The sequence below is a fragment of the Herbiconiux sp. UC225_62 genome, assembly GCF_042694625.1.
Classification (GTDB): domain Bacteria; phylum Actinomycetota; class Actinomycetes; order Actinomycetales; family Microbacteriaceae; genus Herbiconiux.
This window is the reverse complement of the sequence record NZ_CP170551.1, coordinates 4,034,437-4,057,587: the sequence shown is the minus strand read 5'-3', so window position 1 is coordinate 4,057,587 and position 23,151 is coordinate 4,034,437. Positions and strand designations below refer to the sequence as shown.

The 23,151-nt window shown below is 71.1% G+C and carries 20 protein-coding genes; 11 read left to right on the top strand and 9 right to left on the bottom strand.

The genetic code is table 11. The annotated features are described in order from the left end of the window. Window positions 1-7 precede the first annotated feature (7 nt). The 7 genes from ACFJGU_RS19780 to ACFJGU_RS19750 all read left to right on the top strand — a co-directional run bounded on the left by ACFJGU_RS19780 (window position 8) and on the right by ACFJGU_RS19750 (window position 8,443). Entirely contained in the window at window positions 8-1,267 is a 1,260-nt protein-coding gene (locus ACFJGU_RS19780; protein ID WP_382305908.1) for a type III polyketide synthase, read from the top strand. A 2-nt stretch (window positions 1,268-1,269) separates the two neighbouring features. Beyond that, window positions 1,270-2,004, top strand: a complete 735-nt coding sequence (locus ACFJGU_RS19775) for a class I SAM-dependent methyltransferase (RefSeq protein WP_382305906.1) — start codon at window positions 1,270-1,272, stop codon at window positions 2,002-2,004. After that, entirely contained in the window at window positions 1,997-3,193 is a 1,197-nt protein-coding gene (locus ACFJGU_RS19770) for an FAD-dependent oxidoreductase (protein ID WP_382305904.1), read from the top strand. The genes ACFJGU_RS19775 and ACFJGU_RS19770 overlap by 8 nt, the downstream gene beginning before the upstream one ends. 29 nt (window positions 3,194-3,222) lie before the next feature. Then, window positions 3,223-3,810, top strand: coding sequence for a hypothetical protein (locus ACFJGU_RS19765; RefSeq protein WP_382305903.1), 588 nt, complete (start codon window positions 3,223-3,225; stop codon window positions 3,808-3,810). Window positions 3,811-4,104: 294 nt separating this feature from the next. After that, window positions 4,105-6,396 (top strand): polyribonucleotide nucleotidyltransferase, encoded by a 2,292-nt coding sequence (locus ACFJGU_RS19760; RefSeq protein ID WP_382305901.1) that lies wholly within the window; start codon window positions 4,105-4,107, stop codon window positions 6,394-6,396. Window positions 6,397-6,479: 83 nt separating this feature from the next. After that, on the top strand, window positions 6,480-7,841 hold the full coding sequence (locus ACFJGU_RS19755; RefSeq protein WP_382310451.1) for a M16 family metallopeptidase: 1,362 nt from the start codon (window positions 6,480-6,482) through the stop codon (window positions 7,839-7,841). Further along, window positions 7,841-8,443: a histidine phosphatase family protein gene (locus tag ACFJGU_RS19750; RefSeq protein WP_382305899.1), complete on the top strand. Its 603-nt coding sequence runs from the start codon at window positions 7,841-7,843 to the stop codon at window positions 8,441-8,443. The genes ACFJGU_RS19755 and ACFJGU_RS19750 overlap by 1 nt, the downstream gene beginning before the upstream one ends. Window positions 8,444-8,539: 96 nt before the next feature. Here the strand turns inward: ACFJGU_RS19750 and ACFJGU_RS19745 are convergent, their stop codons facing one another. Then, window positions 8,540-9,013, bottom strand: a complete 474-nt coding sequence (locus tag ACFJGU_RS19745) for a GNAT family N-acetyltransferase (protein WP_382305898.1) — start codon at window positions 9,011-9,013, stop codon at window positions 8,540-8,542. A 70-nt stretch (window positions 9,014-9,083) separates the two neighbouring features. Here ACFJGU_RS19745 and dapB point away from each other — a divergent pair, with 70 nt between their 5' ends. Together dapB and ACFJGU_RS19735 are read left to right on the top strand one after the other, a co-directional pair. After that, a complete protein-coding gene (gene dapB / locus ACFJGU_RS19740) occupies window positions 9,084-9,917 on the top strand; it encodes a 4-hydroxy-tetrahydrodipicolinate reductase (RefSeq protein WP_382305896.1) in 834 nt (277 codons plus the stop codon). Continuing rightward, window positions 9,914-10,366: a tetratricopeptide repeat protein gene (locus tag ACFJGU_RS19735; RefSeq protein ID WP_382305894.1), complete on the top strand. Its 453-nt coding sequence runs from the start codon at window positions 9,914-9,916 to the stop codon at window positions 10,364-10,366. Before dapB ends, ACFJGU_RS19735 begins: the two co-directional genes overlap by 4 nt. Here the strand turns inward: ACFJGU_RS19735 and ACFJGU_RS19730 are convergent. The 4 genes from ACFJGU_RS19730 to ACFJGU_RS19715 form a co-directional block, all read right to left on the bottom strand. Further along, window positions 10,363-11,256, bottom strand: a complete 894-nt coding sequence (locus ACFJGU_RS19730; RefSeq protein ID WP_382305892.1) for a TIGR01777 family oxidoreductase — start codon at window positions 11,254-11,256, stop codon at window positions 10,363-10,365. The two genes, ACFJGU_RS19735 and ACFJGU_RS19730, sit on opposite strands and share 4 nt — an antisense overlap. Before the next feature lie 40 nt (window positions 11,257-11,296). Continuing rightward, window positions 11,297-11,722, bottom strand: a complete 426-nt coding sequence (locus ACFJGU_RS19725) for an OsmC family peroxiredoxin (protein ID WP_382305890.1) — start codon at window positions 11,720-11,722, stop codon at window positions 11,297-11,299. Window positions 11,723-11,785: 63 nt separating this feature from the next. Beyond that, complete coding sequence (locus ACFJGU_RS19720; RefSeq protein WP_382305888.1) at window positions 11,786-12,259, bottom strand: DUF4395 domain-containing protein; 474 nt, start codon at window positions 12,257-12,259, stop codon at window positions 11,786-11,788. After that, entirely contained in the window at window positions 12,256-12,687 is a 432-nt protein-coding gene (locus ACFJGU_RS19715) for a TlpA family protein disulfide reductase (RefSeq protein ID WP_382305886.1), read from the bottom strand. The genes ACFJGU_RS19720 and ACFJGU_RS19715 overlap by 4 nt, the downstream gene beginning before the upstream one ends. Window positions 12,688-12,782: 95 nt before the next feature. On the opposite strand from ACFJGU_RS19715, the gene thyX reads away from it, so the two are divergent. Next, a complete protein-coding gene (thyX, locus tag ACFJGU_RS19710) occupies window positions 12,783-13,511 on the top strand; it encodes an FAD-dependent thymidylate synthase (RefSeq protein WP_382305884.1) in 729 nt (242 codons plus the stop codon). 134 nt (window positions 13,512-13,645) lie between these two features. Further along, the gene (gene leuA, locus ACFJGU_RS19705) at window positions 13,646-15,412 is read left to right on the top strand and encodes a 2-isopropylmalate synthase (protein WP_382305882.1); all 1,767 of its coding nucleotides are present in this window, start codon (window positions 13,646-13,648) and stop codon (window positions 15,410-15,412) included. Here leuA and ACFJGU_RS19700 read toward each other — a convergent pair. From ACFJGU_RS19700 to ACFJGU_RS19685, 4 genes are read right to left on the bottom strand one after another with little or no spacing between them, the layout of a single operon-like run. Continuing rightward, window positions 15,409-16,131: an ABC transporter ATP-binding protein gene (locus ACFJGU_RS19700; RefSeq protein WP_382305880.1), complete on the bottom strand. Its 723-nt coding sequence runs from the start codon at window positions 16,129-16,131 to the stop codon at window positions 15,409-15,411. The genes leuA and ACFJGU_RS19700 overlap by 4 nt on opposite strands. Further along, a complete protein-coding gene (locus ACFJGU_RS19695) occupies window positions 16,128-17,138 on the bottom strand; it encodes an ABC transporter ATP-binding protein (protein WP_382305878.1) in 1,011 nt (336 codons plus the stop codon). The genes ACFJGU_RS19700 and ACFJGU_RS19695 overlap by 4 nt, the downstream gene beginning before the upstream one ends. Before the next feature lie 14 nt (window positions 17,139-17,152). Continuing rightward, a complete protein-coding gene (locus ACFJGU_RS19690; RefSeq protein WP_382305876.1) occupies window positions 17,153-20,053 on the bottom strand; it encodes an FtsX-like permease family protein in 2,901 nt (966 codons plus the stop codon). After that, window positions 20,050-23,139 carry a hypothetical protein gene (locus ACFJGU_RS19685; RefSeq protein WP_382305874.1) on the bottom strand — a complete coding sequence of 1,030 codons (3,090 nt, stop codon included), beginning with the start codon at window positions 23,137-23,139 and terminating at the stop codon, window positions 20,050-20,052. Before ACFJGU_RS19685 ends, ACFJGU_RS19690 begins: the two co-directional genes overlap by 4 nt. Window positions 23,140-23,151 lie beyond the last annotated feature (12 nt).

The window sequence follows — 23,151 nt, the reverse complement described above, 5'->3', positions numbered from 1 at the left end:
TGGGCCTATGGCAGTGAGCGTGCGAACCATCCAGACCGCGGTTCCGGCAACGGTGCTGACCCAGCACCTGGTGCGTGACGTCTTCGCCGCCCAGGAGGGATTGTCCCGCCTCGGCCAGCGCCTCGTGACGGCCTCCTTCGACGGCTCCGCCATCGAGACCCGGTACTCGGTGATCGACGAGCTGACCCTCGACCGGCAGTTCGAGCATCCGCAGTTTTTCGACCTGGCCTCCGGAGCCCTGCTCGCACCGTCGACCCGGGTGCGCAACGAGCTCTACATCGAGCGCGCATCGCTGCTCTACACCGAGGCCGCCCGCAAGGCGCTCGACGCGGTGCCGGGCCTCTGCCCCGCCGACATCACCCATGTCGTCACCGTCTCGTGCACCGGCTTCTTCGCCCCCGGCCCCGATTACGTGCTCGTGCGCGAGCTCGGCCTGGCCCCCGGCACCCTGCGCTACCACGTGGGCTTCATGGGCTGCTACGCCGCCTTCCCCGCGCTCCGGATGGCCAAGTCGTTCTGCGAAGCCGATCCGGATGCCGTCGTGCTCGTCGTCAGCGCCGAGCTCTGCACCCTGCACGTGCGCTCGTCGAACGAGCCCGACCAGATCGTGGCCTCGTCGGTGTTCGCCGACGGCGCCGCCGCGGCGATCGTCACGGCGCGGGAGCTGCCGGCCGGCCCTGACGACGGATTCGCACTCGACCTCGACTTCTTCGAGAGCGTGCTCACCCCCGTGGGCGAACAGGACATGGCGTGGAAGATCGGCGATGAGGGCTTCGAGATGATCCTCAGCTCCTACGTGCCGAAGATCATCGACGAGCACATCACGGGCGCCCTCGCGCCGCTGCTCGCACGCGACGCGTCGCTCGGCGGCGCGCCCGCCACCGACATCGCGCACTGGGCGGTGCACCCCGGCGGCCGCAGCATCCTCGACAAGGTGGAGGCGAAGCTCGGACTCTCCGAGGAGCAGATGACCGCGTCGCGCGAGATCCTGCACGACTACGGCAACATGTCGAGCGCCACGATCCTGTTCGTGCTGAAGGCCATCCTGGAATCCGCGACGCCACCGAAAGAGGGTGACCGCGTCTGCGCGATGGCGTTCGGGCCCGGACTCACGGTCGAGACGGGCCTGATGACCGTGCGATCGGTCGCCCCGACGGCGTCCGTTGAAGACGTCGCAGCGCCGGCCGCCGTGCCGGGCGACTCGGCACCGACCGTGGAGCGGGTGGCCGCGATGCCGAGAGTCCTCGCCGAGGTGTCGGAGGCGTAGTCGTGGCCCGATCGACACTCCGCCGTCGCGCCGTCGACGCGCGCGAGCTGATGGACGACCCGGACTGCGACCCGGTGCTGCTGGCCCGGACCTACGAGCAGTTCCGATTGGTGAACTCGATCGTCTCGGGATGGCACGGAACCTATCGCGACCGCATCCGCCCTCTGCTCTCGCCGGTGCTCCCGTCGACCCTGCTCGACATCGGCTGCGGCGGCGGCGACATCACCCGCGCTCTGGCGCACTGGGCCGCCACGGACGGCCTGCAGTTGCAGGTCACCGGAATCGACCCTGACCCGCGCGCCCTCGACTTCGCCAGCCGCACCCCGAATCCCGACGGCGTACGCTTCCTGCTCACCGAGAGCAGTGAGCTGGTGGATGCCGCCCAGCGCTTCGACTTCGTGATCTCGAACCATGTGCTCCACCACCTGACCTCGGAGCAGTTCACCGACCTGCTGATCGACAGCGAACTGCTCTGCCGGGGGCTCGCGCTGCACAGTGACATCCGCCGCAGCGCCGTCGCCTACGGCGTGTTCTCGGCGGGGACGCTGCCGTTCTTCCATCGCTCGTTCATCCGCGAAGACGGCCTGACCTCCATCCGCCGCAGTTACACCACGGCGGAGCTCCGGATCGCTGCCCGCCGTGGCTGGACCGTCGAGGCCCAGGCTCCGTTCCGCAATCTGCTGAGCTACGCCGCCAGTGCCGCCGCCAGGAGCGGGGGACCAGAGCCGGATGCATGACGTCGCCGTGGTGGGTGCGGGGCCGGCCGGGCTCTTCCTGGCCGCCGCACTCGCCCAGCGCGGCATCGACGTCGTGGCGCTGGAGCGGCGCGGCGGCCCGCGACTGCACTCGCGCGCCATCGGCATCCACCCGCCCTCGCTCGCGGCCCTGGACCGACTGGGTGCGCTCGAGGAAGTGCGGGCGGCGGGGGTGCGCATCGACCGCGGCATCCTGCGCATCCGCGGCGAGGTCGTGGCCGAGCTCGACTTCGGCGGTGTGCCCGAGCCCTTCCCCTTCGTGGTGTCGTTGCCGCAGGTGGCGACCGAGCGCATCCTGAGGACGCAGCTGGCCACGCGAGCGCCGGATGCGCTGCGAGGCGGGGTGCAGGTCGAGCGGTTCCAGCGGCACGCGGGCGGCGTCGCGGTGCTCGGGCGCACAGCACGGGGCGACGACCTGCGGATCGACGCGCGGTTCGTCGTGGGAGCGGACGGGCCGCTCAGTCTGGTGCGGGCGGCGACGCGCATCCGCGACACCGTCTACCCGTACCCCTACCGTTACGTGATGGGCGACGTGATCGACGAGACCTCCGAGGGCCCGGTGGCGGTGCTGCACCTGCATCCCAAGGGCATCGTGGAGTCGTTCCCGCTGCCGGGCGGACGGCGTCGCTGGGTGACGCACCTGCCCGCGCCCACGGTGTCGCCGGACAGTGGCCCGCCGGATTCAGGGGAGACGAATGATCCGGCGGTGGCGGCCGAGCTCTCCCGGCTCATCCTGGAGCGCACGGGCATCACGACCGACCCGCGCAGCTCCACCATGACCAGTGTCTTCGGCGTGCGCCGCCGCACGGTGCCGAGCATGGGCGACGGCCGGATGCTGCTGATCGGCGACGCCGCGCACGAGGTCAGCCCCATCGGCGGGCAGGGCATGAACCTCGGCTGGCTCGACGGGGAGGCGCTGGCCGACCTGATGCCCGAACTGCTCACGGCCTCACGGAGCAGCCGCGCGCGAGCTTCCGGGCTGTTGCGGGACTTCGAGCGCACCCGACTGCGCTCGGCGGCCCGTGCCTCGCGCACGGCCGAGTTCAACATGCTCATGGGCCGGCCGACCACCGCTGTCGGCTTCGCGGCCCGCCGCCTCGTCGTTCGCGCCGCCTCGGCACCGGCCCTGCACGACCGCCTGGCCCGCGCCTTCACGATGCACGCGCTCTGAGCCGGCGGCCGCCACGGCAGAATGGACTCATGAACCTCACGCGCCGATGGAAGCCGTTCTGGCGCTGGGAGGCCTTCCTCTTCGCGATGGTGCTCGCGCTGGCGATCGCTGCGAACTTCGTGACCTGTGCCGACTGGCCGGTCGTCGGCCCGATCCTGGCGGTCGTGCTGCTCATGCTCGCCGTCGTGATCGCCGTGCTCCTGGTGCTGCCGCTGTTCCGTCGCAACGGCCGCGACAGCGAGAACACCCGCAAGAGTCTCGAGGGCGTCGAACTGCTCGAGATCGAGCCGACCACGACCCTCCGGGTGGCCGAATCCGAGCGTCGGCAGAATGCGATCGACGCGGCGGCGGCCAAGACCAGCGGCCCGATGACCGCGGTGCTCACACCGGATGCGAGTCGCTGGCTCGGCCGCGAGTTGCGGGTGGCCGTCGATCTCATCGGCGGCGACGGCCAGATCTACCGCGCCGGCTTCGTGCCCCGCGAGGTCGATCTCGAGCTGGGAGCCGGACTCCGCGCCCTCGCGACGCGCCGGACGGCGGTCGTCGTGCCGGTCACGATCAACGGATCGCGCCGCCCGTTCACGGTCGATTTCGGTCTCGGCCCCCTCCCGGACTGAGTGCCCGCTGCACGCGCGGCGAGCGTTCCTCGGTTCTCCGCCTCTCGCCTGGTAGGATGAAGAGGTTGAGAGCAGGCTGGCAGGAAGCTGGTCCTCGGTGGTGGATTTCCGAATCCCGCGTTTCTGGAGAGCGTGGGCGTCGGAGGTTTTCTACTGGTGGCCAGTATGTGTTCATTCACAGCGTCGCCCTCCGACACATGTCACGGCTCGTTTCGCCTGCCGTCATGCCTGCTCCCACGCGAGGAGTCGCACGCCCACACGGGGCCGCGACGCTAAACAAAGGAGACAGACCTCTTGGAAGGTCCTGAAATCAAATTCGCCGAAGCCGTTCTCGACAACGGCAAGTACGGCACCCGCACGGTTCGCTTCGAGACCGGCCGCCTCGCGCAGCAGGCCCAGGGCGCCGTCGCCGCTTACCTCGACGAAGAGACCATGCTTCTCTCCGCCACGAGCGTGAGCAAGCACCCGAAAGACAACTTCGACTTCTTCCCGCTGACGATCGACGTCGAAGAGCGTTCCTACGCCGCCGGCAAGATCCCCGGTTCGTTCTTCCGCCGCGAGGGTCGCCCCTCGACCGAGGCCATCCTGGTCTGCCGTCTGATCGACCGCCCGCTGCGTCCGTCGTTCGTCAACGGCCTCCGCAACGAGGTCCAGGTCGTCATCACCGTCCTGAGCATCGCTCCCGACGAGTTCTACGACTCGCTGGCGATCAACGCGGCATCCGCCTCGTCGCAGATCTCGGGCATCCCGTTCTCGGGCCCGATCGGCGGTGTGCGCCTCGCGCTCATGCCCGGATACGGCACCGAGCCCGACCAGTGGATCGCGTTCCCGAAGTACTCGCAGCTCGAGGAGGCCGTGTTCGACCTCGTCGTGGCCGGCCGTGTCGTCACCAACAAAGACGGCAGCCAGGATGTCGCGATCATGATGGTCGAGGCCGAGGCCACCGAGAACAGCTGGAACCTCATCAAGGGCGGCGCCACCAAGCCGAGCGAGTCCGTCGTGGCCGAGGGCCTCGAGGCCGCCAAGCCCTTCATCAAGCAGCTCGTCGAGGCGCAGGCCTCGATGGCTCAGCAGGCCAACAAGGCGGTGCAGGAGTACCCCGTGTTCCTGCCCTACACGCAGGCCGGTTACGACGCCGTCGCGGCTCTCGCCTACGACGAGCTGGTGGGCATCTACCAGATCGCCGACAAGATCGAGCGCCAGAACGCCGACGACGCGCTGAAAGACCGCGTCAAGGCCGCCATCGCCGCGAAGGTCGAAGCGGGCGAGCTCGACGCCGACATCCTGCCCACCGTCTCGGCCGCCTACAAGTCGGTCACCAAGGTGGTCGTCCGCGGTCGCATCCTGAAGGACGGCGTGCGCATCGACGGTCGTGGGCTCGCGGACATCCGCCCGCTCGACGCCGAGGTCGCGGTCATCCCGCGCGTGCACGGTTCGGCGATCTTCCAGCGCGGAGAGACCCAGATCCTGGGTGTCACCACGCTGAACATGCTCAAGATGGAGCAGCAGATCGACTCGCTGAGCCCGATCACGAAGAAGCGCTACCTGCACCACTACAACTTCCCGCCCTACTCGACCGGTGAGACCGGCCGCGTGGGTTCGCCGAAGCGTCGCGAGATCGGGCACGGCTTCCTCGCCGAGCGCGCTCTCGTGCCGGTGCTGCCGAGCCGCGAGGAGTTCCCCTACGCGATCCGTCAGGTGTCGGAGGCCCTCGGGTCCAACGGCTCCACCTCGATGGGTTCCGTCTGCGCCAGCACCCTGTCGCTCCTCAACGCCGGTGTGCCGCTGCGCGCCCCGGTCGCGGGCATCGCGATGGGCCTGGTGTCCGACGAGGTCGACGGCGAGACGCGCTACGCGGCTCTCACCGACATCCTCGGCGCCGAAGACGCCCTCGGTGACATGGACTTCAAGGTGGCCGGTACCTCCGAGTTCATCACCGCGATCCAGCTCGACACGAAGCTCGACGGCATCCCGACCTCGGTTCTGGACGGCGCTCTCAAGCAGGCCAAGGCCGCTCGCGACGCGATCCTCAACGTGATCAACGCCGCGATCGACGCTCCCGACGAGATGGCTCCGACCGCGCCCCGCGTGATCTCGGTGCAGATCCCCGTCGACAAGATCGGCGAGCTGATCGGCCCGAAGGGCAAGACGATCAACGCCATCCAGGACGAGACCGGCGCCGACATCTCGATCGAGGAAGACGGCACCGTGTACATCGGCGCCGTCGACGGCCCCTCGGCCGAGGCTGCCCGCCAGCAGGTCAACGCCATCGCGAACCCGCAGAACCCGGAGATCGGCGAGCAGTTCCTCGGAACCGTCGTCAAGCTCGCGACGTTCGGCGCGTTCATCTCCCTGCTCCCGGGCAAGGACGGCCTGCTGCACATCTCCGAGGTGCGCAAGCTCGCCGGTGGCAAGCGTGTCGAGAACGTCGAAGACGTGCTGGGCGTCGGCCAGAAGATCCTCGTGGAGATCACGAAGATCGACGACCGCGGAAAGCTGTCGCTCGCCCCGGTTCTCGCCGAGGCCGCCGACACCGAGGGTTCCGCCGCGCACAGCGAGGGCCCCACGGAGCCGGCCGAAGGCTAGTCTCCCTGCTCCACCTCACGACGCCCGTCCTGGCAATCCGCCGGGGCGGGCGTCGTGCTTCCCAAGCTAAGCTGGCACAGATGATGAACAGCGCCGTCCCACTCCCTCTCGACCTTCCGGAACTCTCGATCGGCACTGCAGCCGAAGGGCTGGTGCGGCGCACGATCCTGCCGAGCGGGGTGCGCATTCTCACCGAACACATCCCGGGCAGCCGCAGTGCCACGATCGGCTACTGGGTGGCCGCCGGGTCGCGCGACGAACTGGGCGCCGTGGCCGGCATCCCGTCCCGCTTCGGATCGACGCACTTCCTCGAGCACCTGCTCTTCAAGGGCACGCCGAGCCGCACCGCGCTCGACATCGCCATCTCCTTCGACTCGGTCGGCGGCGAGCACAACGCCGTGACCGCCAAGGAGTACACCTGCTATTACGCGAAGGTGCGCGACGCCGACCTGCCGATGGCGGTGACGGTGATCGCCGACATGCTGACCTCCTCACTGCTGGACCACGGCGAGTTCGAGACCGAACGCGGCGTCATCCTCGAAGAGCTGGCGATGGCCGAAGACGACCCGTCGGATCTCGTGGGCGAGCGGCTCTTCGAGGCCGTGCTGGGCGAGCATCCGCTCGGCCGTCCGGTCGGCGGCACACCGGAGACCATCCGCGCCGTCACCCGCGACGCCGTGTGGGAGCACTACGCCGCCTCCTACCGCCCCAACGACCTCGTGGTCTCCGCCGCCGGAGCCGTCGACCACGACGAGATCGTGGCGGCAGTGACGGCGGCTCTGGATGCCTCGGGCTGGGACCTGTCGGTGCTCGCCGCACCCCGAGCCCGGCGCTCGGCCGTCGCGGCAGCCCTCTCTCCGGGTCGCCCGGTCAGCGTCGTCAACAAGCCCACCGAGCAGGCTAGCGTCATGGTCGGAATGCCCGGCCTCGTGGCCACCGACGAGCGTCGCACCACCATGGCGGTGCTGAACTCCGCCTTCGGCGGCGGGATGTCGTCGCGCCTGTTCCAGGAGGTGCGCGAGAAGCGGGGCCTCGCCTACTCCGTCTACTCCTACGCGCCGAGCTACTCGGATGCCGGTGTCTTCACCATGTACGCCGGCTGCACGCCCGAGCGCTCGGGCACCGTCAGCGAGCTCATGCTGAGCGAGTTGCACCGCCTCGCGTCCGAGGGCATCACGGCCGACGAACTCGACCGCGCCCACGGCCAACTCTCCGGCTCCGCCGCGCTCGCCCTCGAAGACTCCGACACGCGGATGTCGCGCCTCGGCCGCTCCGAACTCACCATGGGGGAGTTCGTCGACCTCGACGAGAGCGTGCGGCGCCTCATGGCCGTGACGCGCGACGACGTACAGGAACTCGCGCAGGAGCTGGCCGCGCATCCGGTGAGCATCGCGGCGGTGGGTCCGATCGACGACGACGCCTTCCGTCAGGTGGTGAGCACCTGATGGCGCACACCCTCTACCTCGTGCGGCACGGCGAGCAGCTCGACGCCGAACACGGCGTCGACGACGGACCGCTTTCCCCACGCGGACAGCGCCAGGCGCGCCTGATCGCCGACCGTCTGGGCGGAGTGCCGTTCGACAACGTCTGGCACTCGCCGCTGCAGCGCGCCGAGCAGACCGCGCTCATCATGAGCGAGCACCTCCCGGCGCTCGACCCGAAGCCGAGCGCCTTGCTGTTCGACTGCGTGCCGACGGGGTATTCGCCCCAGATGCCGCACAACTTCGAGCCCTTCTTCAACTCCGTCACCGAAGACGAGGTGGAGGCGGGGCGCGCCCAGATGGCCGACGCGGTCGCCGAGTTCCTGACGCCCTCGCGCGCCACCACGCACGACCTGCTGATCACGCACAACTTCGTGATCGCGTGGTTCGTTCGGGAGGCGATGGATGCCCCGGAGTGGCGCTGGGCGGGCCTCAACCAGGCGCACGCCGGCCTCACGATCATCCGTTACAAGGCCGGTCGCCTCCCCGAACTCGTTGCCTACAACGACCTCGGCCACCTCCCCGTCGAGCTCCGCACCGGCGTAAACGACCCTCAGCCGTACTAGAACCTCGCCGCGACATTCGGCACGCGATCGCGGGCCGCGGGCCGCGCTCGGCGCGGGAAGTGGCGAGGCGGTACCCCGTATCCCCGTCTCAGAACTTCAGAGCAGCTTGCGGTACCACCGAGTCGCATTGGGGTTGGTGTTGTACGCGGGGATCTGCTCGTAGCCGAGGCGGGTGTAGAGGCGGGCCGCGCCGTCGAGGGTGTCGTGGGTGTCGAGGACGAGTTCGGTGGCGCCGAAGGCGCGTGCCCGATGCTCCAGCTCGTCCATCAGCGCGCCGGCCCAGCCACGGCCCCGCGCGGCGGGGGAGAGCCAGACGTGCTTGACCTCGAAGCGCACCACGCCCGCATCCGCGTCGGCGAGCATCCGGATGCCGCCGCAGCCCACCGGCACGCCCTCGTCGTCGTCGACCACCAGGAACACTCCGTTCACGCCGTCGAAGTCGACGGGCGACGGGTACGAAACCGTATAGGGCCCACCGTCGGAGGGGAAGGCCGCCGCACGGAACGCGAAGTAGTCGTCGAGCAGGGCCCGTTCGGGGCCGGCCGTCACGTCGCCGGGTCGGATGCGCATGCCTCCACCCTACGAGGGTGCGGCGGGAGGGCGGGCGTCGCGGTCGGCGGCCCCGGGTAGATTGGTGACTATGACTACGAAGGTTGCCGTCGTCGGCGCGACAGGGAAGATGGGCCGACTGATCTCCGGCCTCGTGGAGGAGTCGCCCGAGTTCGAACTCGTCGCGTCGCTGGACTCGCGCAGCCCGCTCGACGACATGCTGGTGGCCGACCTCGTGGTCGATGTGACGATCCCCGGGGTCACCCAGAAGGTCGTCGAGTTCGCCGTGGCGAACGGCAAGAACGTGCTCATCGGCACCTCCGGCTGGTCGGCCGACCGCATCGCTGCTCTCCGCCGCAACCTCGGCGACGAACCCGCCACGGGCATCGTCGTGATCCCGAACTTCTCGCTCGGCTCGGTGCTGGCCACCTCCTTCGCGGCGATGGCGTCGCGCTACTTCGACTCGATCGAGATCATCGAGACGCACGCCTCCACCAAGGTCGACTCGCCCTCGGGCACCGCCGTGCGCACCGCCGAGCTGATGGGCGCCGCGCGCGCCGCCCTCGGCCCGGTCGCCGCTCCGCACACCGATCAGCGCGCACGCGGACAGCAGGTGGCGAGCATCCCCATCCACAGCCTGCGACTCAACGGCATCGTCGCGAAGCAGGACGTCGTGTTCGGCGGCACCGGCGAGGTGCTCACCATCACCCATGAGACCATCTCGCCGAGCGCCTACAGGGCCGGCATCGCCGTGGCGCTCACGGCGGCCGCGACCGCCCGCGGCGTGATCGTGGGCCTGGATCAGCTGATCGGCCTCGGCGGTCAGGCCGCGGCGACGGGGCAGGATGCCGCGTCGACCCCCACCGACCCCGACCCCGAGAACGTCTCCGGCCAGGCGGCCACCGCCACGAGCGTGCATCCGTGAAGAACCGCTTCGCCGCGCTGCTGATGGCGCTGCTGCTCGCCGTCTACATCGTGCTCGTCGGTGTGCGTGCGGTTCAGTTCGTGCTGACCGGGGTGCCGATCGCCGTCGCGATCGGGGTGGTGCTCATCATCCTTCCGATCGTCGGCGCCTGGGCATTGGTGCGCGAGCTGATGTTCGGGATGCGCACCCAGCGCCTGGTCGAGCAGCTCGAGCGTGAGGGCGAACTGCCGGTCGACGATCTGCCGAAGAGGGCGAGCGGGAGGCCGTTGCGTGCCGCCGCCGACGAGGAGTTCCCGGTGTACCGCGACGCCGTCGAGGCCGACGAGACCGACTGGCGGGCCTGGTTCCGTCTGGGGCTCGCCTACGACGCGAGCGGCGACCGTCGTCGCGCCCGCGGAGCGCTCCGCACCGCGATCGCCCTGGAGCGCGAGGCGCGCCACCGGGGCTAGACAGCCGCCAAAGCCTTTTCCAGCGTCTCGTCGCGGAAGGTGAAGCCGTCGGCCGCGAGCTTCTGGCTCGAGACGTCCTGGTCGGCGAGCAGCAGATCTTTGCCGGCGTCGGCCAGGGCCGTGCGCAGCGCCCAAGCGGGAGCGCGAAGCCAATAGGGCCGGTGCAGCTGCTCGGCCAGTTCACGCACCACGAGACCGGCGGGGGCCGGCTCCGGACCTGTGAGGTTCACGGGGCCGTCGAGCGAGGAGTCGAGGAGGTGCCGGATGGCGGCCGCCTCGTCGTACAGGCTGATCCACGGCCACACCTGCTCACCCGAGCCGAGAGGCCCGGCGAGTCCGGCCTTGGCCATCAGCCGCAACGGCTTGAGGGCGCCGCCGCCGGCCCCGACCACCAGTCCGGTGCGGATCGTGACGACGCGCGTGCGGGCCGCTGCGGGCGCTGCCGCTCGCTCCCAGGCATCCGCGACCTTGGCGAGGAAGCCGTCGCCGGCGGGCGCGCTCTCGGTGAGCAACTCACCCGGCCGGTCGCCGTAGAAGCCCACGGCGGAGCCGCTGATGAAGACGTCGGGCGGTGATTCGGACCGCAGGATCGCGTCGGCCAGGGTCGACGTGGCCTGGAGGCGCGACTGCAGGATCTCCCGCTTGTACGACAGCGTCCAGGGCAGGCGAGCGATCGAGGCGCCCGAGAGGTTGACCACGGCATCCACGCCGTCGATGATGCCGGTCTTGATCCACCGTGCCTCCGGATCCCAGGTGCGCTCCGTCGCGGTGCGCGCGGGACGGCGCACGAGGATGAGCACGGTGTGTCCGTCGGCGCGCAGTTGCTCGGCCAGCTCGGTTCCGATGAAGCCGGAACCGCCGGCGATCAGCACGGTGCGCGGCTCGGTCATCGACCCGTCCCCGCTCCCGTGTGAACCCCCGGCGCGAGCACTACGCGAGGCTCGCTTCGAGGGTGATCGGGATGCCGGCCAGAGCCCGCGAGATGGGGCAGCCGGCCTTCGCCTCCTCGGCGATGCGCTGGAAGTCGGCTTCCGAGATACCGGGGACCACGGCGCTCACCAGGAGGTGGCTGCCGGTGACGCCTTCCGCGGGGTCGAAGGTGACGGCCGCCGTGGTCTGCAGCGACTCCGGGGTGGTGCCGAAACGGGTGAGCGCGTTCGCGAAGGCCATGGAGAAGCAGGAGGCGTGAGCTGCTCCGAGCAGTTCTTCGGGCGTCGTGACGCTGCCCTCGCCCTCGGACCGCGCCTTCCAGTTGACGGCGAAGCTGCCCGCCTTCGACGAATCGAGGGTGGTCGTTCCCGACCCGGTGAGCAGATCTCCTCGCCATACGGTCGTGGACTCGCTGGTGACAGTCATGGGCATACCTCTCCGTCGGTGCCTCCAGACTATTCGGCTTTGACCGGAATCGTCAGGCCCGCATCAGGTGCGGCGCGAAACCGGGCGCGCCCGCACCAGCAGGAGATAGAGCTGGCACCCGATGCAATAGCCGAAGACCGAGTTGAGAAAGGCGGCGACGAAGGCGAGCGAGGCGAAGATCGTGACGGCGTAGGGAACGCCGAGCGCTCCGAGCACCAGGCCCGCGAGCGTCACGACGAATCCGACGAGCTGGGCGAAGGTCGGCGGCTTCGGATCCTCGAGTTCGGCCGGGGGAGCGAGTCGGGGCCGCACCAGCGTGCGGAACAGCCAGCCGAACGGGTGCCGCTTGACGCCGGCGGTCGCGCCCCAGAGGAAGAGGGCGCTGAGGACGGCGAGCAGGAGGAAAGCGGGGGAGAGGATGCGCGCCGACAGTTCGGTCTGCGGATCGGTGGGGAACGCGAAGCTCAGCACGATCGTGACGAGCAGCAGCACGGCGGTGATGCCGGCGGTGAACCGCGGGGCGCGGGGGTCGATCATGCGAGCTCCTTCAATCGGGTCTCCACCACGGCGCGGCGCACCGCGCCGCCGATGCGCGTGCGCACCACCCCGTCGCGGTCGAGGATGAGGGTGGTGGGGGTCTGCAGGATGGTGAACTCCCGCACGAGGTCGGGTCGGTGGGTCACGTCGACGTCGAGGTAGGAGACGCCGCTCGTGCGGGTGGAGATGTCCGACAGCACACGGCGGGTGGCGGGGCAGCTCGAGCAGAACTCGGTGGAGAACTGCACGAGGGTGGCCCGCTCGCCGAAGCGCACCGGCGCATCGGGGGCGTCGAGGAGTCCGGGTGCCACGGCCGGCTGTGCCGCCACGGCGCGAGCGGCGCCCTGCCGCGACTTCCACCCGAAGCCCACGAGAGTGCTCAGGGCGACGAGGCCGAGGAGGAACGCGAGGACGACGAGAGGGTTCATGGTGATCGCAGCGTAGGCCGAGTCGACCCGTCGCATCCGTAGATGACGAATGTTACGGAACGTCGACCCGTCGGCGGCCCGGCTATCGTGAACAGGTGACCGAGATCGAATTCCGAAGCGATGTGACCGTCGAGCTGGTGCGCTCGAGTGCCCACGACTCCGACGTGCTGTTCGCGGCCCGGGTGTCGACCCAGGGCGAACAGACCCTGGAGGCGGCGGAAGCGGGGGCGGAAGCCGACCCGAAACGCGACCGCGGCCTCATCAACTACCTGATGCGCGACCGGCACGGATCGCCCTTCGAGCACAACTCGATGACCTTCTACGTGCAGGCGCCGATCTTCGTGTTCCGCGAGTTCATGCGGCACCGGATCGCGAGCTACAACGAGGAGTCGGGTCGCTACCGGCAGCTGCGCCCGGTGTTCTATGTACCCGGTCCGTCGCGCAACCTCGTACAGGTGGGAAAGCCCGGCGCCTACGACTTCCTGCCCGGCACGCCGGCGCAGACGTCGCTGGTGGCAGCGGAGGTGCAGGCGGCGAGCACGGCCGCCTTCGAGGCGTACGAACGGATGCTCGACGCCGGCGTCGCCCGCGAGGTCGCCCGGATCGTGCTTCCGCTGAACATCTACTCCTCGATGTACGTCACGATGAACGCCCGCTCGCTGATGAACTTCCTGTCGCTGCGCACGAAGCGGGCGGACACGCACTTCCCGAGCTTCCCGCAGCGCGAGATCGAGATGGTCGCCGAGAAGATGGAGTCTCTCTGGGCCGGGCTCATGCCGCTCACCTCGTCGGCCTTCGACGCGAACGGTCGCGTCGCCCCCTAGTCGCGCGTGCTAATCTTTCACTGTGTTCGGCCTGCTCCTCCTTAGCTGCCGCGACGAGTCCTAGTTCTCAGGCCTCCCTCGTCGCGGAGTTCGTCGTTGGCTGACAACCACTTCTTGCAGAGGGAACACACACCATGAAGAACAATCAGGCCGCTTCGGCCATGCCGATCCACAAGTATCGGCCGTATCACGAGCAGATCGCCGTCGACCTGCCCGACCGCACCTGGCCCGCGAAGCGCATCGAGATCGCCCCGCGCTGGTGCGCCGTCGACCTGCGCGACGGCAATCAGGCGCTCATCGACCCGATGAGCCCCGAGCGCAAGCGCATCATGTTCGACCTGCTCGTGCGCATGGGCTACAAGGAGATCGAGGTCGGCTTCCCGAGCGCCTCGCAGACCGACTTCGACTTCGTGCGCTCGCTGATCGAGGAGAACGCGATCCCGGATGACGTCACCATCCAGGTGCTGACCCAGGCCCGCGAGCACCTCATCCGCCGCACCTACGAGTCGATCGCCGGCGCCAAGCAGGCCATCGTGCACCTCTACAACTCCACGAGCATCCTGCAGCGCGACGTCGTGTTCCGCACCGACAAGCAGGGCATCATCGACATCGCCCTCGAGGGCGCGCGTCTGTGCCGGCAGTTCGAGAAGACGATCCCCGAGACCACCGTCTACTACGAGTACTCGCCCGAGAGCTACACCGGCACCGAGCTGGAGTTCGCGGTCGACATCTGCAACCAGGTGCTGGAGATCTTCGAGCCGACGCCCGAACGCAAGGTCATCATCAACCTGCCTTCGACGGTCGAGATGGCGACGCCCAACGTCTACGCCGACTCGATCGAGTGGATGGGCCGGCACCTGAACCACCGCGAGAACGTCATCATCTCGCTCCACCCGCACAACGACCGCGGCACCGCCGTGGCGGCCGCCGAGCTCGGCTATCTGGCCGGCGCCGACCGCATCGAGGGGTGCCTCTTCGGCAACGGTGAGCGCACCGGCAACGTCGACCTGGTGGCGCTGGGCATCAACCTGTTCACCCAGGGCATCGACCCGCAGATCGACTTCAGCGACCTCGACGAGGTGCGCCGCACGGCCGAGTACTGCAATCAGCTGAAGGTGCACGAGCGCAGCCCGTGGGCCGGTGATCTGGTCTACACGGCGTTCAGCGGCTCGCACCAGGACGCCATCAAGAAGGGCTTCGAGGCCATGGAGGCCGACGCGGCCGCCCAGGGCAAGAGCGTCGACGAGCTGGTCTGGGCCGTGCCCTACCTGCCGATCGATCCCAAAGACCTGGGGCGCTCGTACGAGGCGGTCATCCGCGTCAACTCGCAGTCGGGCAAGGGCGGCGTCGCCTACCTGCTGAAGACCGATCACGCGCTCGACCTGCCGCGCAAGCTGCAGATCGAGTTCTCCGGCGTCGTGCAGGCGAAGACGGATGCCGAGGGCGGCGAGGTCACGAGCGACGAGATCTGGTCGATCTTCAACGACGAGTACCTGCCCGCTCCGGCCGATCACGCCGAGGACAAGTGGGGCCGCTTCGAGCTCACCCGCACGCGCACTGCGAGCGACCTGAGCGGCTCGGTTTCGCTCGAGGTGGAGCTGCGGGTCGGCGAGGACGTGATCGAGACGAGCGCCACGGGCAACGGACCGATTGCCGCGTTCCTCAACGTGATGAGCGAGCAGGGCATCGAGATCAAGCTCTACGACTACGTCGAGCACGCGCTGAGCGCCTCGGGCGACGCGCTCGCGGCGGCCTATGTGGAGCTGCAGGTCGACGGCACGCGCCTGTGGGGAGTCGGCATCGACGCCGACATCTCGACGGCGTCGCTGAAGGCCGTGGTCTCCGCCGTCAACCGCGCCATCCGGGTGCGTGACGCCGACCGCGAGCTCGCCGCCGTCTAGACCTGGCGACCGTCCCGGAGCTGGATGACACGGTCGGCACGCGCCGCGAGCGCGGGGTCGTGCGTCGCCACCACGGCGGCGACCCCGCGTCGGTGCACCAGGTCGACGATGAGATCCATCACGATCTGCGCGTTCTGACTGTCCAGTTGTCCGGTGGGCTCGTCGGCGAGGAGCAGGCGCGGGTTCGCCACGAGCGCCCGCGCGATGCCCACCCGCTGCTGCTGCCCACCGGACAGCTCCTCGGGGAGCTGGTCGGCGTGATCCGCGAGACCGACCGTGCGGAGGGCTTCGCGCACCCGCTCGTCACGCTCGGCGGCATCCGTTCGGCGCAAGCGCAGCGGGACCTCGACGTTCTCGGCCGCCGTCAGGACGTCGAGCAGACCGAAGCCCTGGAACACGAAGCCGAGCGCGTCGCGCCGGAGGCTCGCGAGCTCGTCGGGCGGGAGGTCGGCGACATCCACGCCGTCGATCTCGATCGAGCCCGCGGTGGGCCGGTCGAGGGTGCCGACGACGTTGAGCAGTGTCGTCTTGCCCGCGCCGGACGGCCCGCGCACCACCACGAGCTCGCCCGGCGCGACATCGAACGAGACGTCGTCGCAGGCGCGCACCTCGCCGGCGGGCGTCGCGAACACCCGGGTGACCCCGCGTGCCCGGAGAGCGGGCAGGGTGGCGGGACCGGCCGCCGGGGTGGGCGATCCAGGCGCTGTCGACTCGGTCACGGGGTCTCCTCCTGCGGGCTGACGGTCTGCTCCGGCGGGCCGGCGTGGCGCGCGCGACGGCGCGGAGGGTCGGCGGACGGCGCCTCGGAAGTCGGCGGACGGCGAGGCGGGGTCGCGGAGTCGCCGGGCCAGACGCCGACGTGGTCGGGCTCGAGAGCCAGGCGCACCCGGTCGCGGAGGCCGAGTTCGGTGGTGAAGTTCTCCGGCAGCTGGAGCCGGCCCACGCGGTCGAGCACGGCGAACTCCTCGGCGACGGCGTGTTCCGAGCCGTCGTCGGCGATGCGGGTACTCCGCAGCACCTCGGTCGACGTGCGGCCGTCGCGGATCTGCACCGTGCGCCGCACATGCGACGAGACCGACGGATCGTGCGTGACGATCAGTGTGGTGACGCCGCGCGATTCGTTCACCGCGCGCAGGGCTTCGAGCACGTCGACGCTCGAGGCCTCATCGAGCTCGCCGGTCGGCTCGTCCGCCAGCAGCACGCGGGGCTCGTTGGCGATGGCGACCGCGATGGCCACCCGCTGCTGCTGCCCGCCCGACAGCTGATCCGGTCGTCGGTCGCGGATGTCGCCGAGCTCGAGCAGCTCCACGAGCTCATCGGTGCGTCGGCGCCGGTCACGAGACCGCCCGCTGCGCGCGATCGCGGTGACCGCCTCGATGTTCTCGGCCGCCGTCAGGTAGGGCAGGAGGTTCTTCGAGGTCTGCTGCCAGACGAATCCGACGCTGCCGCGCTGGAACCGCACCCGCTCCCGGCTGCCCATGCTGAGCAGGTCGTGACCGGCGACGCGGGCCGATCCGGCGGTCGGTGTGTCGAGTCCCGACAGGATGGAGAGCAGCGTCGACTTGCCCGAGCCGGAGGCTCCGATCACGGCGACGATCTCGCCCGGCTGCACGCGCAGGTTGAGGCCCTGCAGGGCCTGGACCTCGACACCGCGGGTGCTGAAGATGCGCACCAGATCGACGCACAGGATGTGCGGGTCGACGGATGCGGGGCTCTCGACGGTCATCTGATCATCCTTCCTCACCGAGTGTGTCCGAGGCTGACGGCCGCCGTCGGCGGCCGGGGGTGAACGCGCTGACCAGCACCGACGCCGCGGCGACCACCAGGAATCCGGCCACCGCTCCCGCAGCGGTCACCGGATCGATCACGACCGCGGGCCGCTCGAGCCCACCCGTGAACGCCGTGAGATCGGCGAGAGTGAGCACCACGGCCGACGCGGCCGCCCCCCGCGACGATCCCGCCCAGCGTCGCGATCAGGATCGTCGGCGCCATCTCCCACACGGCGAGGGCGCGGTTCTGGCGCGCATCCGCACCGAGGGCGGAGGTCAGGGCCACCAGGCGGGCATGCGCGCCCCGTCCGAGCGCGAGCGTCATCACGACCGCGCCGAGGCAGAGCAGCAGGGCGAACCCGATCGCGAGGAAGAGCGCGGTCTGAAGGGTGCCGATACGCGGATTCTCCGTGGTGGAGCGCGCGATGCCCTGCGCAGTGGTCACCTCGGTGCCGGTCTCGATCGCGTCGTCGACCACCGCCTGCGCAGCCTCCGCCACCACGGCCGGATCGGCGCCGTCCGCCACGCGCACCAGCAGGCGCTCGACCGACGTGATGTCACCGACCACCGACGGCCCGTTCTCGCGATCGACGAGCAGCCACGAGGTCGCGGTGGTGAACGGCAACGCCGAGGTCGGCGACGTCGCGAGAACATCGAGCGGATGCCCGTTCACCCGCGGTTCGGCGCCCTCGAGATCCGCGACCGCGGGGGCTGAGGCGAACACCGGGATGACGGAATCCTTGCCGTCGCCGGTGTCGGCGGTGAGGCCGGCCGGAACGGCGATCGCGCCGGGGCGCCCGCGCTGCACCTCGGCGAGCCGTTCCGTGTCGACCACCACGGCCCGGATCCGGGTGCGCGAACCGCCGACGATCACCACGATGGGCTGGTCGGCGAACACCCCCGCGGTGGCCTCCACGCCGGGCACCTCGGCGACCTCGTCGAGCACGGACTCGGGGATGCCCTGTCCGCGGATGGAGATGTCCGCCCCGAGGTCGGCCACGGCCGCCGAGTCGATACCCGATCGCACGGTGCTGAGGAAGACGGTCGAGAACAGGGCGATGCCCACGCCGATCACCACGGCGAACACGAGCACCGTCCCACCCGGCGGCCGCCGACGGGCCCGGGTCGCGCCCACGAACGCGACCATGCCGACTCGCGAACGTGTCCGCCTGGCCGCGCGCCCGAGGATCGAGGGGTACGCCCGCACCGTCACCGCACACGCCGTCAGGGCGATGAGCAGCGGTGCCGCGGCCGCCACCGGGTCGATCGACCGATCGGATGCCGCACCGGTGCCTCCGGCTGCGAGCACCACGATCGACGCCGCGGTCGCAAGCACGATGACCCCGTCGACGATCCAGCGGAGGCGTCGCGCGGCGGGCCGGGCCGCCTCTGCTGCCGCCGAGGCGACGGCTCGGGCGCCCACGGCACCGCCGGCTCCGCTCGTCCCGCCCTGCAGCACCAGCACGGCCACCGGCACCGCTGCCAGGAAGAAGCCGATGCCGATCACCGTGAGCATGCCGGCTGCGGGGGGAGTGCCCGATCCCACGAGGGCGGAGGCGACGAGGAGTCCGGCCGTCGTGCCGACCAGCGCACCGGTCAGGCCGATGGCCGCGCCTTCGAGGGCGAGAAGACCGCGGAGCTGGGCGGGTGAGGCCCCTCGCGCCCTGAGGAGCGCGAGGGTTCCGCCGCGGCGGCGCAGGAGCAAGGAGGCGCCGAGCAGCACGACTCCGGCGAGCACCCCGATCGGGCCGCTGACGGCCATCGCGACCACTTCGTTCGTCGCCGCGTTCCGTGCGAGCGAGTCGTCGATCAGGGTGGGCAGTCGCGAACTGAAGGCGAGCGAGGTCACGGCCGGCTCGAACGAGGACGACGGATCGGCCGGGTTCGCGGGCGCGGCATCGGTTCCGCTTGCCGCGAGCGCGTGCGGAGCGCTCATGAACTCGCGCAGCTGCCGGTTCACGACCGGTGCCGTCGACACGGCCAGCGCATCCGGCACGGCCGGGAGCCACACCTGGGTCTGCTCGTGCACGGGAAGGGCGGCCGCGGCGGGCCAGGTGGCGGGGTCCACGAACGCCTGGGCGACCACGGAGGTGCCGCCCGACCCGTCGGGCACCAAGCCGGGCTCCACCACGGTCGGGACGTGGAGCCAGTAGGGGTCGTCGGCATCGACCGGTCGGATGATGCCGGTGGGCACCACGGGCTGCGTGTGTCCGTCGCCGAAGACGACCTGCCGGGTCTCACCGACCGCCCACTGCAGCGCCTCGCTGACCGGCTGTGAGATCACCACCTCGATCGGAGCGCCGCTGAGCAGGAACTCGTCGCCGGCACGGGGCCAAGCACCCGACACCAGGTCGACCCGGTCCCGGTAGCGTGGGTCGACCTGCAACCCGAGCTGGGCCTGTCGGGTCGGCGCCGCTCCTGGAAGCTCCGTGAGGGGGATGCGGTCGCTCGCGACCGTGACGACCGGGTCGCGGAGCACCGACCCGAGCGGCTCGGGGAGATCGGCGCGAAGTCGACTCAGAGCATCCTGTTGCGCACCCCAGACCGCGTCGACCTCGGGCGCCAGGCCGGTGGATGCCGCTCCGCCGGCGGACGCTCCGATGGCCGGGCCGCCCGTCGCCTGCGCGACGACGTCGGCTTGGTCGGGGGGCGCATCCGTCGTGACGTCGTAGCGGAGTGCCGCTGTCGCCGAGTGAGCGAGCAGATCGGGTGCGGCCGCGGCCAGCCCGGCGGTCAGGGCTACCACCACGGTCAACGCGATGGTGGCGGCGGGGCCGGCGAGGATCGAGCGGCGGAGGAGGCCCGCAAAGCCGAGCGGTCTCGTACGGGCGGCTGCCGCCCGGCGGGCGGTGGACACGCGGCGGGCGCTCATCTCGACCTCCGCACCCGTGACCCGTAGGCGCCGACGATGACAGCGGCACCCACCGTCAAGGCGCTCAGGGCGATCGCCGCCTCCACCAGGTCGAACCCGCAGACCGGGCCCGCGGCATCCGCGCCGGGAACCGACGCCCGAGCGAACACGCCCGCGAACGCGGCCGCCACCACGGCGCCGGCGATGACCCCCGCGACCAGGCCGTAGACGATCGCCGCCCCCGCTTCGCCGCGTCGTTCGGCGACGTCGTCGCGCCGGAGGCTGCCGAGGGCGCCGAGCACCGCGGATTCGTCGCGACGGGCACGGAGCAGAGCGGCCGTCACGGCGACGAGGCACACCAGGGCGATGGCGATGCCGCCGGCCACCCCGGCACGCACCGCGGCGACCGCGGGCTCGAAGACCGGCGCGGCCGACGCGTTCGCCCGTGTCGTGACGGTGACCGCCGTGTCGGAGGCCGTCGCGATGGCCGTCGCCGTCCCCTCCGGATCGGATGTCGCGACCCAGACCTCTCCGGGAAGCGGAACGGCGCCGCCCGCCCGCAGGATGCCCTGCACGAGCGCCGCGGAGTCGGCGAAGGCGACGAGTTCGCGGCCGGAGCCCGGAACGACGTCGACGGTCCCCGCCACCACGACATCGACCGGGCGGCCCGTCGAGGGGACGAGCGTCAGCTCGGCGCCGACCCCCGATCCCAATCGGTCGGCGAGAGCCGAGGTGAAGAGCACCGGCACGCGCTGCTGAGCGGCAGGAGCGAGGATGCGCCCGCGAGGCGTCTGCCGCGTCACGGCCACCGACGCGGCATCCGCCACCCCCGCGGTCGCCAGGTCGAGCGGAACCGACCGGCCGTCGGCGTCCGCGACCGCCGCGCTGTCGAGGACGAGGGTGGACCGGGAGCCTTCGGCCGAGCCGACCCGGGCGACGTCGAGTCCGAGCAAGGTGACGTCGCCGGGCGCGGCAGGGAGAGGGCCCGTGAAGGTCGCGCCCGTCGCGGTGCTCGCCGCGTCGAGCTCGCCCAGGGAGACCTCCGACACCGAGCCGTCCGCACCGGCGAGCCAGGCCGCGACGGTGACCGTTCCGGCCGTGTCGGTGAGGGGCGCATCATCCGAGCCGGTCAGGGTCAGGCTGAGGGACAGGGAGGTCGAGCCGGCGGGGATGACGCCGAGGCCCGGAGGGGTTCCTTCCGGCGGGGTGAGCTCTCCGGCCTGCTGCGCGAGCTGGGTCCCGGGCACCAGCTGTGGCACGATCGCCGCGGGGAGCCCGAGAAGGCCGATGTCGTCCGTGCCGAGGGTCGCGATCGTCGAGAGTGCCGTGGCGGCGGCGGATGCCCCGGGTGCGTCCACCGCGACCGCCGCGGAGACGCGCGGGCCGTCGAGATCGACGTTGGCGGGCACCGCGAAGCGGGCGCGCGCGTCGGCGCCCGTCTCCAGGGCCGCGGTGCGCTGATCGGCCTGCTGGAGCGAGCCGGAGACGGCGGCCGCGAACACCGCCCCGCCCGCGGCCAGAGCGGTCACGAGTACCGCGACGGTGAAGAGTGAGGCGCGCCGGGTGAGCGTGCGCACCGCCAGCATCCGGGCGAGCGAGCGTCCGCGCGCCGCCCCGGCGCCGAGAAGCCGGGTGATCGGTGCGATGCCGGCCACCGCGAAGACGCCGAGCGCCAGCAATCCGATCCCCGGAGCCAGCACGGCGAGCGGATTCACCTCGGTGCCTCCTCCGCCCGCACCTGTCGTCAGCAGGGGAGAGCCGGCGGCGAGGAGCTGCCAGCCGGCCAGTGCCGCGAGGGCCGAGGCGAAGAGCGCCGCGATCAGCACGGGTGCACGCGACGAGACGGCGGAGCGGGCGGAGCGGCCCGCCGCCCAGGCGGAGGCGCCGCTGCGGGCGGCGGCCACGAGCAGGGTCGCCACGACGGCGGACACGATGATCGGAGCGCTCCCCGCGACCGCTCCGGCGCGGTCCGCGGAGCCGCCGTCACCTTCGCCCCCGGCGAGCACCCAGCCGGCGGCTGCGCCCACCCCGCCGCCGACGAAGGCCGCGACGATCGCGACCACCACCGCTTCCGCGGCCCCCCAGAGGGTCAGTTGCGTCACGGATGCTCCGCGTGCGCGCAGCAGATGGGTGTCGGCCGAGCGGGCCCCGGCGAGCAGCGTGGTGAGCTGGAGCACGGCGATGAGCGCGAGGGTGGCGACGAGGACCGCCGGGACGAGGGTCACGGCCCGCGCGGCGGACGCGGCCTGCGAGAGGCGCGCGGTCTCGGCGTGCAATCCGCCCTCGACCGTCACGGACTGCGCACCGAAGACGTCGGCCCGGGCGAGCAGTTCGGCGAGGGCTCCGTCGCGTGAGGCCGCCTCGACCACCGCCCAGCTCGTCGGGGTGAGGGCGGCGGCATCCGGTTCGATCACCCACCGCGTGGTCGCCGCGGCGACCACCGCCGGGAGGTCGCCCTCGGTCACCAGCAAGGGACCGACCGCGCCGCCCACCTGCCCGGAGGCGATGGCAGGATCGGCGAACCAGCGGGCGGCCGTCGGGTCGTCGGCGCGCCAGAGCGCCGTCACGACGAAGGTGCTGCGGCCGCCATCCGGGCCCACGAGGATGCGGTCGCCCGCGTGCAGGCCGAGCGCCGCAGCGGCACGCTCCTCCAGGGCCGCCTCGCCCGGCGCCGACGGCCGCGTGCCGTCCACGATCGTGATGCCGGAATCGGTCCGGTCGTCGGCTTGCAGCACGAGGGAGGGAAGGGGAGCGCCGTCGATCCCCGTGCCGGACGGTACCCCGTTCGCGTCGAGGACCTGCACCGGCACCGGAGCGGTGCGCACGGTGCGCCACGCCGTCAGCGGCACCCCGGGGAACGCGTCGTCGACCACGGCGCGGGTCGCGGCATCCTGAGCCCCGGCGGTCGCGGGATCGAATGCGCTCGACACGCGAAGCGCCGCGTCCGTCGCCGGGGCCTCGGCGAGCGTCGCACGCATGGCCTGAAGGGTGGATGCCGCCAGGAAGGAATTCGCGCCGGCGAGAAGTGCCACGGAGACCAGCACCACGGCCCCCAGCGCCAGCAGGAAGGAGGCTCCGGCCCGGGAGCGACGCAACGGCAGTGGCACCCGAAAGAGGGT